Source organism: Kitasatospora indigofera (assembly GCF_014655955.1).
Classification (GTDB): Bacteria; Actinomycetota; Actinomycetes; order Streptomycetales; family Streptomycetaceae; genus Kitasatospora; species Kitasatospora indigofera.
On record NZ_BNBO01000010.1, the window covers coordinates 69284 to 83881 of the forward strand.

A 14598-nucleotide genomic window follows, 5' to 3' on the forward strand; every position below is an offset into this window, starting at 1 on the left:
CTCGGCCTCCAGGGGCTCGGCGCCGCCGGCTCAGCCTTCGGCGATCACTACCGCCGACGCTACGCCCGCGTCGTGGCTGAGCGACACGTGCCACGACCCGACACCGAGTTCGGCGGCGCGGGCGGCGACCGTCCCGGTGACCCGCAGGACCGGCCGTCCGGAGGGCTCGGTGTGCACCTCGGCGTCGTGCCAGTGCAGTCCGCCGGGCGCGCCGAGGGCCTTGGCCAGCGCCTCCTTGGCGGCGAACCGGGCCGCCAGCGAGGCCGGGGAACGCCGGGCGCCGGAGGGCAGGGTCAGTTCGGCCGGGGTGAACAGCCGCTCCGCCATCCCGGGTGTGCGCTCCATCGCGGCACCGAACCGGTCGATGGCGGCCACGTCGATGCCGATCCCGATGATCACTCCGGTACTCCTCCGTGTCGTGCGCCGGTGCGTCCGCCCGTGTCGTCGGCGGTGACTGCGGCCCGCTGCCGCGGACCTTACGGCACACTTTCGGGTGAGAGCCGCTGCGAACCCCCGCCCTGGTCCGTACGCCTACCGTGTCGCGTGGCACGGACCAGCAGGAGGGAGAAAGGCCATGGTCGCCATGCCCGCCGTCGAGCACCCCCGGACCGAGGACGACGTCCTCCGGGCGTTTCTGGAGCTGGAGACACCGGCCGGTTTCAAGGCCGAGCTCATCGAAGGGGAGATCGTCGTGACCCCACCGCCGGACGGATCGCACGAGACCGCGTTCGCCCTGCTCAACCGCCAGTTCATGCGCAGGGCCGCCGTCGAACTGGACCTCGCGGGGACGAAGGGCCTCGTCACACCGAAGGGGAGGTTCATCCCCGACGGGACGGTCAGCCCGGTCGGCCACTTCGAGACGGCGGACTCCTGGGCCTCACCCGCGGGCGTCCTGCTGGTCGACCGCACCGACGGCAACGTCACGCTCTTCACCGACCCGGAGGACGGCGACTACACCGCCCACGTCCAGGTCCCGTTCGGCAAGCCGCTGGACCTGCCGGCGCCGTTCTCCTTCGCGCTCGACACGGCGCCCCTGCGGTAGGGCCCCTGGAGTACAGGGCACCGCCACCGCAGGGGCGCACGCGCCCGGACGGACTATTCGACCGTGACGGACTTCGCCAGGTTGCGCGGCTGGTCCACCTCGTGGCCCTTGGCGGTGGCCAGCTCGCAGGCGAAGACCTGCAGCGGCACCGTCGACACCAGCGGCTGCAGCAGCACCGGCGTGGCCGGGATACGGATCAGGTGGTCGGCGTACGGCACGACCGCCTCGTCGCCCTCCTCGGCGATCACGATGGTCCGCGCGCCACGGGCCCGGATCTCCTGGATGTTGGAGACGATCTTGTCGTGCAGGATCGACCGGCCGCGCGGCGAGGGAACGACCACCACGACCGGCAGCCCCTCCTCGATCAGCGCGATCGGGCCGTGCTTGAGCTCGCCCGCCGCGAAGCCCTCGGCGTGCATGTACGCCAGCTCCTTGAGCTTGAGCGCACCCTCCAGGGCGACCGGGAAGCCCACGTGCCGGCCGAGGAACAGCACCGACTTGGCGTCGGCCAGCGAGCGGGCCAGCTCGCGGACCGGCTCCATCGTCTCCAGCACCTGCTCGATCGCCTTCGGGGCGCCGCCGAGCTCCTTGATGACGGCGAAGATCTCGTCGCCCCACTTGGTGCCGCGGACCTGGCCGAGGTACAGCGCGACCAGGTAGCAGGCGACCAGCTGGGTCAGGAACGCCTTGGTGGAGGCGACCGCGACCTCGGGGCCGGCGTGGGTGTAGAGCACCGCGTCGGACTCGCGCGGGATGGTCGAGCCGTTGGTGTTGCAGATCGCCAGCACCTTGGCGCCCTGCTCACGGGCGTGCCGCAGCGCCATCAGGGTGTCCATGGTCTCGCCGGACTGCGAGATGGCGATGACCAGCGTCCGCTCGTCCAGGATCGGGTCCCGGTAGCGGAACTCGGAGGCGACCTCGACCTCGCAGGCGATCCGGGTCCAGTGCTCGATCGCGTACTTGGCGATCATGCCCGCGTGGAAGGCCGTGCCGCAGGCCACGATGACGACCTTGTCGACGGCGCGCAGGTCCGCGTCGGCGATCCGCAGCTCGTCGAGGGTGAGCCGGCCGTCGGTGCCGATCCGGCCGAGGAGGGTGTCGGCGACGGCCTTCGGCTGCTCGGCGATCTCCTTGAGCATGAAGTAGTCGTAGCCGCCCTTCTCGGCGGCGGAGGCGTCCCAGTCGACGTGGTACTCGCGCACCTCGGCGGGGGTCCCGTCGAAGTTGGTGACGGTCACCGCGTCGTGGCGCAGCTCGACGACCTGGTCCTGGCCCAGCTCCAGCGCCTCGCGGGTGTGCGCGATGAACGCCGACACGTCGGAGGCGAGGAAGTTCTCGCCCACGCCGCGCCCGACCACCAGCGGCGAGTTGCGGCGCGCGCCGACGACCACGTCCGGGGCGTCCGCGTGCACGGCGACGAGGGTGAAGGCACCGTCCAGCTGGCGGCAGACCACCCGCATGGCCTCAGCCAGGTCGCCCTGGTAGGCCTCGCCCAGCAGGTGCGCGACGACCTCGGTGTCGGTCTCCGAGCGCAGCGTGTGGCCCCGCTCGGCGAGCTCCGCCCGCAGCTGGGCGAAGTTCTCGATGATGCCGTTGTGGACGACCGCGACCTTGGCGGCGTCGTCCAGGTGAGGGTGGGCGTTGGCGTCCGTCGGGCCGCCGTGGGTGGCCCAGCGGGTGTGGCCGATGCCGGTGGTGCCGCCGGGAAGAGGGGTCTCGGCGAGCGACTTCTCCAGGTTGGCGAGCTTGCCCGCCCGCTTGTCGGTGGCGAGGCTCCACTGCCCGTCGGAGCCAAGGGTCTGGACGGCCACACCGGCGGAGTCGTACCCCCGGTACTCCAGCCGTTGCAGGCCTGCGATTACTACGTCAAGAGCGGGCTGAGCGCCCACATATCCAACAATTCCGCACATGCGTGCCAGCATAAGGGCCGCCCAGGCGTGGCCTCATCCCCTACGCGGAACCCCGCGTGACAGACACCACAGCGTGCCGGGGAGCCCGCACGGCCCACAATGGAGCACGTGCTGACCGAACTCTGTACGCGGGGCGCCGCCACGCCCGGCCCCTCCCCGTCCCCGTACGTGGACCTGAGCCGGGCCGAGTGGAGCGCGCTGCGCGAGCGTACGCCGCTGCCGCTGACCGCCGAGGAGGTGGAACGGCTCCGCGGCCTGGGCACCGCCCTGGACCTCGACGAGGTCCGGGACGTCTACCTCCCGCTGTCCCGGCTGCTGAACCTCTACATCCACGCCACGCACGAGCTGCGCGGGGCCGTGGGCACCTTCCTGGACACCGGGGACACCGAGCGCACCCGCACGCCGTTCATCATCGGGGTGGCCGGGTCGGTGGCGGTCGGCAAGTCGACCACCGCGCGTCTGCTGAAGGCGCTGCTGGCCCGCTGGCCCGAGCACCCCCGGGTCGAGCTGGTGACCACCGACGGGTTCCTGCTGCCCAACGCCGAACTGCGCCGGCGCGGCCTGATGGCGCGCAAGGGGTTCCCGGAGTCGTACGACCGGCGGGCCCTGATGCGGTTCGTCGCGGACGTGAAGGCCGGCAAGGAGCGGGTCACCGCCCCGGTCTACTCGCACCTGGTCTACGACATCGTGCCGGACGAGCGCCTCACGGTGGAGCGTCCGGACATCCTGATCGTCGAGGGCCTGAACGTCCTGCAGCCGGCCCTGCCCGGCACCGACGGCCGCACCCGGCTCGCCGTCGCGGACTACTTCGACTTCTCGATCTACGTCGACGCCCGCACCGACGACATCGAGAACTGGTACCTGTCCCGGTTCAAGAAGCTGCGCGACACCGCCTTCCAGAACCCGAACTCCTACTTCCGCCGCTTCACCGAGGTGCCGGAGGAGGAGGCGATGGACTACGGCCGCCAGGTCTGGCGCACCATCAACAAGCCCAACCTGGTGGAGAACGTCCTGCCCACCCGGGGCCGGGCCACCCTGATCCTGCAGAAGGGCGCCGACCACAAGGTCCGCCGGGCGCTGCTGCGCAAGCTCTGACCCCGCGCCACCTCCCGCGCAACGGCCGGCGCCCCGCCGGAGTTTCTCCGGCGGGGCGCTGACCGCTGTTCAGGTGGCGGTGCCTCAGCCCAGGTGGGTGCGGACGACCTCGGCCAGCCGCTCGGCGACGGCCTTCGCCTGCACCTGGTCCGCGGCCTCGACCATCACCCGGACCAGCGGCTCGGTGCCCGACGGGCGCAGCAGCACCCGGCCGGTGCCGCCCAGCTCCGCCTCGGCCTCGGCGACGGCGGCGGTCAGCTCGGGGCAGCTGTCCACCCGGCTCTTGTCGACGCCCTTGACGTTGATCAGGAGCTGCGGCAGCCGGGTCATCACGGCCGCGAGGTCGGCCAGCGGCTGCTTGGTGGCGGCGAGCCGCGCGCCCAGCATCAGGCCGGTCAGGGTGCCGTCACCGGTGGTGGCGTGGTCCAGCAGGATGACGTGGCCGGACTGCTCGCCGCCGAGGGCGAAGCCGTGCTGCTTCATCTCCTCCAGCACGTAGCGGTCGCCGACCGCGGTCTGGACGAGGTCGATGCCCTCGCGCTCCATGGCCAGCTTGAAGCCCAGGTTGGACATCACGGTGGCGACGGCGGTGTTGCCGCGCAGCGTGCCGGCCTCGCGCATGGCCACCGCGAGGATGGCGATGATCTGGTCGCCGTCCACCTCGTTGCCGTCGGCGTCGGCGGCCAGGCAGCGGTCGGCGTCGCCGTCCAGGGCGATGCCGAGGTCGGCCCGGTGCTCGGTCATCGCGGCGCGCAGCTTGTCCAGGTGGGTGGAGCCGACGCCGTCGTTGATGTTGAGGCCGGTGGGGTCGGCGCCCAGGGTGTGGACGACCTCGGCGCCGGCCCGGGCGAAGGCCTCGGGGGCGACCCGGGCGGCCGCGCCGTGCGCGCCGTCGATGACGACCTTGACCCCGTCCAGGCGGTTCGGCAGCACGCCGATCAGGTGGGCGACGTACTTGTCGAAGCCCTCGGTGTACTCGCGCACCCGGCCGACGGCCGCGCCGGTGGGACGCTTCCACTCCTCGCCGGCGCCTTCGCGGTAGCGGTGGTAGTGCGCCTCGATGGCGTCCTCGATGCGGTCGTCCAGCTTGTGGCCGCCGCGGGCGAGGAACTTGATGCCGTTGTCGGGCATCGCGTTGTGGCTGGCGGAGAGCATCACGCCGAGGTCGGCGCCGAGCGCGCCGGTCAGGTACGCCACCGCGGGTGTGGGCAGCACGCCGACCCGCAGCACGTCGACGCCCGCGCTCGCCAGGCCGGCGATCACGGCGGCCTCCAGGAACTCGCCGGACGCCCGGGGATCGCGGCCGACCACGGCGACCGGACGGTGCCCGTCGAAAGCGCCCGCGTCACCGAGAACATGCGCGGCGGCCACCGAGAGGCCCAGGGCCAGTTCGGCCGTCAGGCCTTCGTTGGCCACACCACGTACGCCGTCCGTACCGAAGAGTCGTCCCACTGTCCTGTCCTCCATTGCCGCTGCTGGCAGTCATCCTGTTGAACCCCCGCCCGCCGCACAACGGCCGGGGAGCACGACGCCCCGGAGTACACGAGGTACTCCGGGGCGTATGAGCGCTTTCCAGGGGCGCGCACCACCAGGGCGGTACGCACCCCCGGGGGCGCGACTAGCGCTTGCTGTACTGCGGCGCCTTGCGGGCCTTCTTGAGACCGGCCTTCTTGCGCTCGACGGCACGCGCGTCACGCATCAGGAAACCGGCCTTCTTCAGGGCGGCGCGGTTGTTGTCCACGTCCGCCTCGTTCAGGGCACGGGCGACGCCGAGGCGCAGCGCGTAGGCCTGACCGGAGACGCCGCCACCCGAGATGCGGGCGACAACGTCGTAGCGGCCGTCGAGCTCAAGCAGCTTGAAGGGCTCGTTGACGGTCTGCTGGTGCACCTTGTTGGGGAAGTAGTTCTCCAGGGTGCGACCGTTGATCTTCCAGACGCCGGTGCCCGGGACGATGCGCACGCGGGCGATCGCCTCCTTGCGACGGCCGAGGCCGGCGCCCGGGGTGGCCTCGCCGAAGCGGCCGGCCAGCGACTCGGAGGTGTAGCTCTCCTCGGAGGTGTACTCGCCCTCGACGACGGTCTCGTCGAAGTCGACCTCAAGGGTTTCAGTGGTCTCGGCCACGGTGTTCCTCAGCTCCTGCTAATTGGGATGGGGTTTTGGTGGCCGGACTTACTGCTGCGCGACCTGGGTGATCTCGAACGGCACCGGCTGCTGGGCAGCGTGCGGGTGCTGGTCGCCCGAGTAGACCTTCAGCTTCGAGAGCATCTGGCGGCCCAGGGTGTTCTTCGGGATCATGCCCTTGATGGCCTTCTCGACGGCCTTCTCCGGGTTCTTGTCCAGGAGGTCGTCGTAGCGCACCGAGCGGAGACCGCCCGGGAAACCGCTGTGGCGGTAGGCCAGCTTCTGGGTCTTCTTGTTACCCGAGAGGTGCACCTTGTCCGCGTTGATGATGATGACGAAGTCACCAGTGTCAACGTGCGGCGCGTAGATCGCCTTGTGCTTGCCCCGGAGGAGGTTGGCGGCCTGGGAGGCCAGGCGGCCGAGCACGACGTCGGTCGCGTCGATGACGTGCCACTGACGCTGGACGTCGCCGGGCTTGGGGCTGTACGTACGCACGGTCGTAGCCTTCGCTTTTCAGTGAGTGAGTCCTGACAGGAGCACCTGAACGAGAAGAACAGCCTGGCTCGCCTTGGACGCAATTCAAGGGGAGCCGCTGATCGTCGGCCGGGTGTCTCCGGCGTACCGACCTCTCACGTGAGATGGAGCGAGCCAATACGCACAACAAGCGCCCAGCCTACCGGGCGCATCGGTGGGGGTCAAAAACGCCCGCCCGCGGCCGGCTGTGCGGCGGCGGGCGGGCGCTCCCGGCAGGCCCCGGAACCGGTGCAAACCGGGCTCGCCCGGGGGCGGGCCGGGGAGGCGGATCAGCGGTCGCGGACGACCCGGGTCTCGTCCCAGACCGGCTCCGGGGCCTCGTAGACCCGGCCGTCGGAGCCGAACACCAGGAACCGGTCGAAGCTCCGGGCGAACCAGCGGTCGTGGGTGACGCAGAGCACGGTGCCCTCGAAGGCCTCCAGGCCCTCCTGGAGCGCCTCGGCGCTCTCCAGGTCCAGGTTGTCCGTCGGCTCGTCCAGCAACAGTGCGGTGACGCCGGAGAGTTCCAGCTTGAGGATCATCAGCCGGGCCTGCTGGCCGCCGGACAGCGACTCGAACTTCTGCTCCTCCTGGCGGTCCAGCTCGTAGCGGCGCAGCGCGCCCATCGCGGCCCCGCGGCTGAGCGCGTGCTCCTGCTCGACGATGGACCGCACCGTCCGCCCGAACAGCTCCGGGTGGGCGTGGGTCTGCCGGAAGTGGCCGGGCACCACCCGGGCGCCGAGCTTCCAGCTGCCGGTGTGGTTCACCGACTCGTCGCCGGCCAGCATCCGCAGGAAGTGCGACTTGCCGGAGCCGTTGGAGCCGAGCACCGCGACCCGCTCCCCGTAGAAGACCTCCAGGTCGAAGGGCTTCATCAGGCCGGTCAGTTCCAGGTTCTCCAGGGTGAGCGAACGCACACCGGTGCGGCCGCCCTTGAGCCGCATGGAGATGCTCTGCTCGCGCGGCGGCTCCTCCGGCCGGCCGGCCTCCTCGAACTTCTTCAGCCGGGTCTGCGCGGCCGCGTAGCGGGTGGCGAGGGCGTGGCTGACCGAGGCCGCCTGGCGGAGGTTGACCACCAGCTTCTTCAGCTTGGCGTGCTCCTCGTCCCAGCGGCGGCCCAGCTCCTCGAAGCGGGCGAAGCGCTCCTTGCGGGCCTCGTGGAAGGAGTCGAAGCCACCGCCGTGCACCCAGACGCTGCTGCCGCCGCCCCCGAACCCGGACTCGACGGCGATGATCCTCTCCGCCGTCCGGGAGAGCAGCTCGCGGTCGTGCGAGATGTAGAGCACGGTCTTGGAGGTGGACTTGATGGCCTCCTCCAGCCAGCGCTTGCCGGGGACGTCCAGGTAGTTGTCCGGCTCGTCCAGCAGCAGGACCTCCTCCGGGCCGCGCAGCAGCGCCTCCAGCACGAGCCGCTTCTGCTCACCGCCGGAGAGGGTGTTCAGCCCGCGGAACTGCGCCCGGTCGAAGGGCATGCCGAGGGCCGCCATGGTGCAGACGTCCCAGTCGGTCTCGTAGTCGTAGCCGTCGGCGTCGGCCCAGTCGGAGAGCGCCTGGGCGTACGCCATCTGGGTCTTCTCGTCGTCCTGGGCCATCATCGCCAGCTCGGCCGCGTCCACCGCCTTGGCGGCCTTGGCGATCCTGGGCGGCGCGACGGAGACCAGCAGGTCCCGTACCGAGGCGTCCGGGGGCAGCGCGCCCGGCGTCTCGCGCTGGTCCTCCCGGCCGGTGGTGCCGACGAACTGGCGCATCACGCCGAGCCCGCCGCTGATCGTGACGCTGCCGCCGTGGGACTGGATGTCCCCGGCGATCATGCGCAGCAGTGTGGTCTTGCCGGCCCCGTTGGCGCCCACCAGGGCGACCGCGGAGCCCTCCCCCACCCGGAAGGACGCGTCGTCGAACAACACCCGCCCGTCCGGCAGGTAGTACTCCAGGTGCGAAATCTCGACGTGTCCCATATGGCGGATTTTGCCAAGAGAACGGCCCGTGGCCCAAACGGATTAGGTCGCCGCGCTCCCCGGGGCCCCGCCGCGGCCGGCCTCAGCCTTCGGCCGGCCGGGGCTGCCCCGGCAGGGTGCGCATCCGGCGGGCGGCCCGGTTGCGCTCCGCCAGCTGGTCGTCGGCCGGGTAGCCGACCTCCTCCAGCGTCAGGCCGTACGGCCGGATCACGTTGACGGCGGAGTTGCGCACCCCGCCGGCCAGCACCTCGCCGGGGAACTCCACCGGCCGGTGGCCGTCGCCGACCAGCAGCATGGCTCCGACCAGGGCGCGCACCATGTTGTGGCAGAAGGCGTCCGCCCGGACGGTGGCGACCGCCAGCGGGCCCGCCACGCCCGCGGTGTGGCTGTCGGCCGGCACCCGCTCCCAGTACAGGTCGAGCAGGGTGCGGATGGTGGTGGCGCCCTCGCGCTTCTTGCAGTACGCGGCGAAGTCGTGCTCGCCGAGCAGCAGCCCGGCGGCCTCGTTCATCCGGTCGATGTCGAGCGGGCGGTCGTGCCAGAGCACGTGCCCGCGCAGCAGCGGGTCCACCCCGCCCGGGTGGTCGGCGACCCGGTAGGCGTACCGGCGCCAGATCGCCGCGAAGCGGGCGTCGAAGCCCGCCGGGGCCTCGCCCAGCCGGTAGATCCGGACGTCCCCCGGGAGCCGGCCGGCGAGCCGGCGCAGCAGCTTGTCACCGTGCGCGGCCCAGAGGTCCGCCGGCAGGTCCACGTGGGCGACCTGGCCGCGGGCGTGCACGCCCGCGTCGGTGCGCCCGGCCACCGTGAGGTCGAAGGTCTCCTCGCTGCGGGTGACGACCTTCAGGGCGCTCTCGATCTCGCCCTGGACGGTGCGCCGCCCGGGCTGGCGGGCCCAGCCGGAGAACTCGGCCCCGTGGTAGGCGAGATCGAGCCGGATCCGGACCGTCCCCTCGGCGGGGCCGTCCGGGCGGGGGCCTGCGGTCTCGGCACATTCCTTGAGCACTGCTGCTACTCCAGTCGGGCTGCTGCTCGGGGCGGGACGAAGGATCGGGGCGGGACGAAAGAAACGGGCCCGTTCCCCCAGCAGAACTGGGGGAACGGGCCCGTCCGACACCTCAGGGTGTTCAGGCGGTCTCGACCTCGGGGGTCTCGTCAGCCTTGGTCTCGGCGGCCTGGTCGGCCTCCTTGACGGCGCGCTTGGTGGCACCCTCGGCCTCGCCGACGGCGGTCTGCGCGACGGTCAGGGCCTCGACCAGCTCGATCACGGCCATCGGGGCGTTGTCGCCACGACGGGGACCGATCTTGGTGATGCGGGTGTAGCCACCGGGGCGGTTCTCGTAGCGCGGCGCGATCTCGGTGAAGAGGGTGTGCAGCACGGAGACGTCGGTGATCGTCTTGCGGACGATGCGACGGTTGTGGATGTCGCCGACCTTCGCCTTGGTGATCAGCTTCTCCGCCAGCGGGCGCATCCGACGGGCCTTGGCCTCGGTCGTGGTGATGCGGCCGTACTGGAAGAGCTCCCGGCAGAGGCCGGCGAGCAGCAGCGGCTCGTGGTGCGGGCCGCCGCCGAGGCGGGCACCCTTCGCGGGACGGGGCATGGTAGCTCCTTAAATCTCCGAATCCGGCCGTGTCAGGTACCGGAACGGGCGGCCGGGCACGGTTGCCCGGACGGCTTAGCGTGGGCCCGAGGGCCCGGTGTGCATCGAACAGGGGCGGCCCGGTGGGCCGCCCCCGCCCAAGATCAGTACTGCTCGGTCTCCGCGTAACCCGCGTCGTCCAGGTCGTCGGCGCCGAAGGCGTCGGCGGCGGCGGTCGGGTCGAATCCGGGCGGGCTGTCCTTGAGGGCCAGGCCCATGCCGGCCAGCTTCGCCTTGACCTCGTCGATCGACTTCGCACCGAAGTTGCGGATGTCGAGCAGGTCGGCCTCGGAGCGGGCGACGAGCTCACCCACGGTGTGGATGCCCTCGCGCTTGAGGCAGTTGTACGACCGAACGGTGAGCTCCAGCTCCTCGATCGGCAGCGCCAGGTCGGCGGCCAGGGCGGCGTCCGTGGGGGACGGGCCCATGTCGATGCCCTCGGCGTCGATGTTCAGCTCGCGGGCGAGGCCGAACAGCTCCACCAGGGTCTTGCCGGCCGAGGCCATGGCGTCACGCGGGCGCATGGCGGGCTTGGTCTCGACGTCGACGATGAGCTTGTCGAAGTCGGTCCGCTGCTCGACACGGGTGGCCTCGACCTTGTAGGTGACCTTCAGCACGGGGCTGTAGATCGAGTCGACCGGGATCCGGCCGATCTCCTGGCCGGAGGCCTTGTTCTGGACGGCGGAGACGTAGCCGCGACCGCGCTCGACGGTCAGCTCCATCTCCAGCTTGCCCTTGCCGTTGAGCGTGGCGAGGACCAGCTCGGGGTTGTGCACCTCGACACCGGCCGGGGGCGCGATGTCGGCGGCGGTGACCACACCCGGGCCCTGCTTGCGCAGGTACATCACGACCGGCTCGTCGTGCTCCGAGGAGACGACCAGCTGCTTGATGTTGAGGATGAGGTCGGTGACGTCCTCCTTGACGCCCGGCACGGTGGTGAACTCGTGCAGGACACCGTCGACGCGGATGCTGGTGACAGCGGCGCCGGGGATCGAGGAGAGGAGCGTGCGGCGGAGCGAGTTGCCGAGGGTGTAGCCGAAGCCCGGCTCCAGCGGCTCGATCACGAACCGCGAGCGGAATTCGTCGACGACCTCTTCGGTCAGCGAGGGACGCTGAGCGATCAGCATGTTTTCAGATCCTCCAGTTGTCTTCGGCACCCACTATTTGATGCCGAACAGAACCAGCGTACGGGGTCCTGTCGGAAACAGGACCCCGTACGCGGTGTCGTGCTGTGGCGCGGGGCGGGCCCCGCAACACCCTGCCCGAAGGCGCTGCGTCAGACGCGGCGGCGCTTCGGCGGACGGCAGCCGTTGTGCGGGGTGGGGGTGACGTCCTGGATCGAGCCGACCTCCAGGCCGGTGGCCTGGAGCGAACGGATCGCGGTCTCGCGGCCGGAGCCCGGACCCTTCACGAAGACGTCGACCTTGCGCATGCCGTGCTCCTGCGCGCGACGGGCAGCGGCCTCGGCGGCCATCTGCGCGGCGAACGGGGTGGACTTGCGCGAGCCCTTGAAGCCGACGTGGCCGGCGGAGGCCCAGGAGATCACGTTGCCCGAGGGGTCCGTGATCGAGACGATCGTGTTGTTGAACGTGCTCTTGATGTGGGCGTGCCCGTGAGCGACGTTCTTCTTCTCCTTGCGGCGCACCTTCTTGGCGCCGGCAGCCTGACGACCCTTGGGGGGCATAAGTCTGTTTCTCCTACTGAGGTGGTCGGTCCGCTAACCCGCGGGCCGGAGGGATGTCCGGTTACGGGACGGACTACTTCTTGCCGGGCTTCTTCTTGCCGGCAATCGCGCGACGCGGGCCCTTGCGGGTACGCGCGTTGGTGTGGGTGCGCTGACCGCGGACCGGGAGGCCACGGCGGTGACGCAGACCCTCGTAGCAGCCGATCTCGACCTTGCGGCGGATGTCGGCGGCCACCGAGCGGCGGAGGTCACCCTCGACCGTGTAGTTGGCGTCGATCCACTGCGCGAGCTTCACGAGGTCTTCCTCGGAAATGTCGCGGACCCGGATGTCGGGGTTCACGCCCGTCTCGGCCAGCGACTGCTGGGCGCGGGTACGGCCGATGCCGTAGACGTACGTGAGGGCGATCTCGATCCGCTTTTCGCGGGGGAGATCAACGCCGGCGAGGCGTGCCATTCATGGCTCCTGTGGTTCTTCAGAGGTCTGACGGGCGGCCTACTCCGAAACCTCTCGGCTTGGGAGCCCCGGCCTCTGACCGGGGGTGGCAGTCCGTCCTTCCGGACGGATCGGGCAGCCCGCGTATGACGTTTTTCGCGTCGCGCGAAGTACTACGAGAAATGCGGAGCTGGATCAGCCCTGGCGCTGCTTGTGGCGCAGGTTGTCGCAGATCACCATGACCCGGCCGTGGCGGCGGATCACCTTGCACTTGTCGCAGATCTTCTTGACGCTCGGCTTGACCTTCATGGTTCAGGTTCTCCGGGTCTAGATCTGACGTTTAACCCTCGCGGAGCGAGGCTGCTACTTGTAGCGGTAGACGATCCGGCCGCGCGTCAGGTCGTAGGGGCTGAGCTCCACCACGACCCGGTCGTCCGGGAGGATGCGGATGTAGTGCATCCGCATCTTTCCGCTGATGTGCGCGAGGACCTTGTGACCGTTCTGCAGCTCAACCTTGAACATGGCGTTCGGGAGAGACTCGATCACGGTGCCCTCGATCTCAATGGCGCCTTGCTTCTTTGCCATGAACTGCGAGATCCACCTTCCGGGACCGGCTACCGTATGCGGCACGCTCGTGCGAACCTGGGTTCACCCCGACCCCCGCGAGAGGGAAGAGGGCGTGCTGAAGCACGCTACGAGTGAGCCGACGGTCCATCCTACGCCAGTCGCGCGGGTACGGCCAAAACCGACGTCACCGCTGCGTGTAGATGACGGCCGGCTCGACCGGCTCGACCTCTGCGGTGCAGGCGGCGCACCGGCGGGCGGCCTCCGGAATCTCGGTCAGGCACTCCGGGCACGGACGCTTCGGGGCCTTGGGCTTCTTCGGCAGGTAGCGCGCCGTGGCCTTGGTCACGGGCAGCACCACGAAGAAGTAGAGCACCGCGGCGGTCAGCACGAAGGCGATCAGCACGTTGAGGAACTGCCCGTACGGGAAGGTCACCCCGCCGACGCTGAACGCGTAGTTCTTGAAGTCGCCGGCCGCACCGACCGCGACGCCCACCAGCGGCGTGAGGAAGGCCGACACGAAACCGGTCACCACCCCGGTGAAGGCGGCACCGATGACGACACCGACCGCCATGTCGATGACGTTGCCGCGCATCATGAAGTCCCGGAAGCCCTTGAGCACCGCTGTCCCCTTTTTTCATCTCATCTGGTAAGCCAGGCAGCTTAGCGAAAGTTCACCGGGCAGCAAAAAGGACAAAAGCCCGGAAGCAGGGCTTCCGGGCTTTGAGTCCGCGTCAGGCGGGGACCGCCTCCCGCCGGGGGCCGAACCGCGCAGGTCAGCCCAGCGGGTCCGGCGCGGCGGTGATCCCGAGCTTCGCCAGCTCGGCCCTGCCGCCGTCGAAGGCGGTCAGCACCAGCGGGCCCTGCTCGGTCACGGCCACCGAGTGCTCCCAGTGCGAGGCCCAGGTGCCGTCGTTGGTCACGACCGTCCAGTCGTCCTCCAGCACGGAGGTGTGCGGGGTGCCCAGCGACACCATCGGCTCGATCGCCAGCACGGTGCCCGGGACGAGCTTGGGGCCCTTGCCGCGGCCGCGCTCGACGTAGTTCAGCACGTGCGGCTCCATGTGCATCGCGGTGCCGATGCCGTGGCCGCCGTAGCCCTCGGTGATGCCCCACTTGCCCTTGGGGGGCAGCGGCTGGCGCCGGACGTAGCCCTCGATCGCCTTGGAGACGTCGACCAGCCGGTTGTTCTTCTTCATCTGGGCGATGCCGGCCCACATCGAGCCCTCGGTGACCCGGCTCAGCATCTCGACCTCGGGCCGGACCTCGCCCACCGCGACGGTGATGGCCGCGTCGCCGTGCCAGCCGTCGACGATGGCGCCGCAGTCGATCGAGATGAGGTCGCCCTCCTCCAGCACCCGCTCCCCCGGGATGCCGTGCACGACCTCGTTGTTGACCGAGGCGCAGATCACCCCGGGGAACCACAGGCCGCCGTGGTGGGCCCGGAAGTTGGAGGTGGCGCCGTGGTCGGCGATCACCTTGGCCGCGACGTCGTTCAGCTCCTGGGTGGTCACACCCGGCGCCACCGCCGCCCGGGCGGCCTTGAGCGCCTCGGCCACGACCAGCCCGGCCACCCGCATCTTCGCGATCTGCTCGGGGGTCTTGATCTCCACCATCTGGCCACGCCTTCCCATTGGTCGCCG

General features: G+C 70.5%; 17 protein-coding genes. 2 read left to right on the plus strand and 15 right to left on the minus strand.

Features of this window, described 5'->3' with window-relative positions; genetic code table 11:
* Positions 1-30: 30 nt before the first annotated feature.
* Entirely contained in the window at positions 31-399 is a 369-nt protein-coding gene (locus tag IE329_RS12005) for a holo-ACP synthase (protein ID WP_190210852.1), read from the minus strand.
* Between the two features lie 175 nt (positions 400-574).
* Between IE329_RS12005 and IE329_RS12010 the strand changes: the two genes are divergently transcribed.
* Entirely contained in the window at positions 575-1042 is a 468-nt protein-coding gene (locus IE329_RS12010; RefSeq protein WP_308438364.1) for a Uma2 family endonuclease, read from the plus strand.
* Positions 1043-1095: 53 nt separating this feature from the next.
* Here IE329_RS12010 and glmS read toward each other — a convergent pair whose 3' ends face one another.
* Positions 1096-2952 carry a glutamine--fructose-6-phosphate transaminase (isomerizing) gene (gene glmS / locus IE329_RS12015; RefSeq protein WP_190210853.1) on the minus strand — a complete coding sequence of 619 codons (1857 nt, stop codon included), beginning with the start codon at positions 2950-2952 and terminating at the stop codon, positions 1096-1098.
* Between the two features lie 99 nt (positions 2953-3051).
* On the opposite strand from glmS, the gene coaA reads away from it, so the two are divergent.
* Positions 3052-4047 (plus strand): type I pantothenate kinase, encoded by a 996-nt coding sequence (coaA, locus tag IE329_RS12020; protein ID WP_073924282.1) that lies wholly within the window; start codon positions 3052-3054, stop codon positions 4045-4047.
* 84 nt (positions 4048-4131) lie between these two features.
* Here the strand turns inward: coaA and glmM are convergent, their stop codons facing one another.
* The 13 genes from glmM to map all read right to left on the minus strand — a co-directional run bounded on the left by glmM (position 4132) and on the right by map (position 14571).
* Positions 4132-5499 carry a phosphoglucosamine mutase gene (gene glmM / locus IE329_RS12025; protein WP_190210854.1) on the minus strand — a complete coding sequence of 456 codons (1368 nt, stop codon included), beginning with the start codon at positions 5497-5499 and terminating at the stop codon, positions 4132-4134.
* Between the two features lie 166 nt (positions 5500-5665).
* A complete protein-coding gene (gene rpsI / locus IE329_RS12030; protein ID WP_073924284.1) occupies positions 5666-6169 on the minus strand; it encodes a 30S ribosomal protein S9 in 504 nt (167 codons plus the stop codon).
* Positions 6170-6217: 48 nt separating this feature from the next.
* The gene (gene rplM, locus IE329_RS12035) at positions 6218-6664 is read right to left on the minus strand and encodes a 50S ribosomal protein L13 (protein ID WP_073924285.1); all 447 of its coding nucleotides are present in this window, start codon (positions 6662-6664) and stop codon (positions 6218-6220) included.
* Between the two features lie 308 nt (positions 6665-6972).
* Positions 6973-8637 (minus strand): ABC-F family ATP-binding cassette domain-containing protein, encoded by a 1665-nt coding sequence (locus tag IE329_RS12040; RefSeq protein ID WP_190210855.1) that lies wholly within the window; start codon positions 8635-8637, stop codon positions 6973-6975.
* An 82-nt stretch (positions 8638-8719) separates the two neighbouring features.
* Positions 8720-9640: a tRNA pseudouridine(38-40) synthase TruA gene (gene truA / locus IE329_RS12045; RefSeq protein ID WP_190210856.1), complete on the minus strand. Its 921-nt coding sequence runs from the start codon at positions 9638-9640 to the stop codon at positions 8720-8722.
* Between the two features lie 121 nt (positions 9641-9761).
* Positions 9762-10235 (minus strand): 50S ribosomal protein L17, encoded by a 474-nt coding sequence (gene rplQ / locus IE329_RS12050; RefSeq protein WP_190210857.1) that lies wholly within the window; start codon positions 10233-10235, stop codon positions 9762-9764.
* A gap of 143 nt (positions 10236-10378) precedes the next feature.
* Entirely contained in the window at positions 10379-11401 is a 1023-nt protein-coding gene (locus IE329_RS12055; protein WP_030232516.1) for a DNA-directed RNA polymerase subunit alpha, read from the minus strand.
* A 149-nt stretch (positions 11402-11550) separates the two neighbouring features.
* Positions 11551-11958 carry a 30S ribosomal protein S11 gene (gene rpsK, locus IE329_RS12060; protein WP_073924289.1) on the minus strand — a complete coding sequence of 136 codons (408 nt, stop codon included), beginning with the start codon at positions 11956-11958 and terminating at the stop codon, positions 11551-11553.
* A gap of 73 nt (positions 11959-12031) precedes the next feature.
* Positions 12032-12412, minus strand: coding sequence for a 30S ribosomal protein S13 (rpsM, locus tag IE329_RS12065; RefSeq protein WP_073924290.1), 381 nt, complete (start codon positions 12410-12412; stop codon positions 12032-12034).
* Positions 12413-12586: 174 nt separating this feature from the next.
* A complete protein-coding gene (gene rpmJ / locus IE329_RS12070; RefSeq protein ID WP_003956441.1) occupies positions 12587-12700 on the minus strand; it encodes a 50S ribosomal protein L36 in 114 nt (37 codons plus the stop codon).
* A 54-nt stretch (positions 12701-12754) separates the two neighbouring features.
* Positions 12755-12976, minus strand: a complete 222-nt coding sequence (gene infA, locus IE329_RS12075; protein ID WP_003956442.1) for a translation initiation factor IF-1 — start codon at positions 12974-12976, stop codon at positions 12755-12757.
* Between the two features lie 166 nt (positions 12977-13142).
* Positions 13143-13577, minus strand: coding sequence for a large conductance mechanosensitive channel protein MscL (gene mscL, locus IE329_RS12080; protein WP_190210858.1), 435 nt, complete (start codon positions 13575-13577; stop codon positions 13143-13145).
* A 154-nt stretch (positions 13578-13731) separates the two neighbouring features.
* The gene (map, locus tag IE329_RS12085) at positions 13732-14571 is read right to left on the minus strand and encodes a type I methionyl aminopeptidase (RefSeq protein ID WP_190210859.1); all 840 of its coding nucleotides are present in this window, start codon (positions 14569-14571) and stop codon (positions 13732-13734) included.
* Positions 14572-14598: the final 27 nt, after the last annotated feature.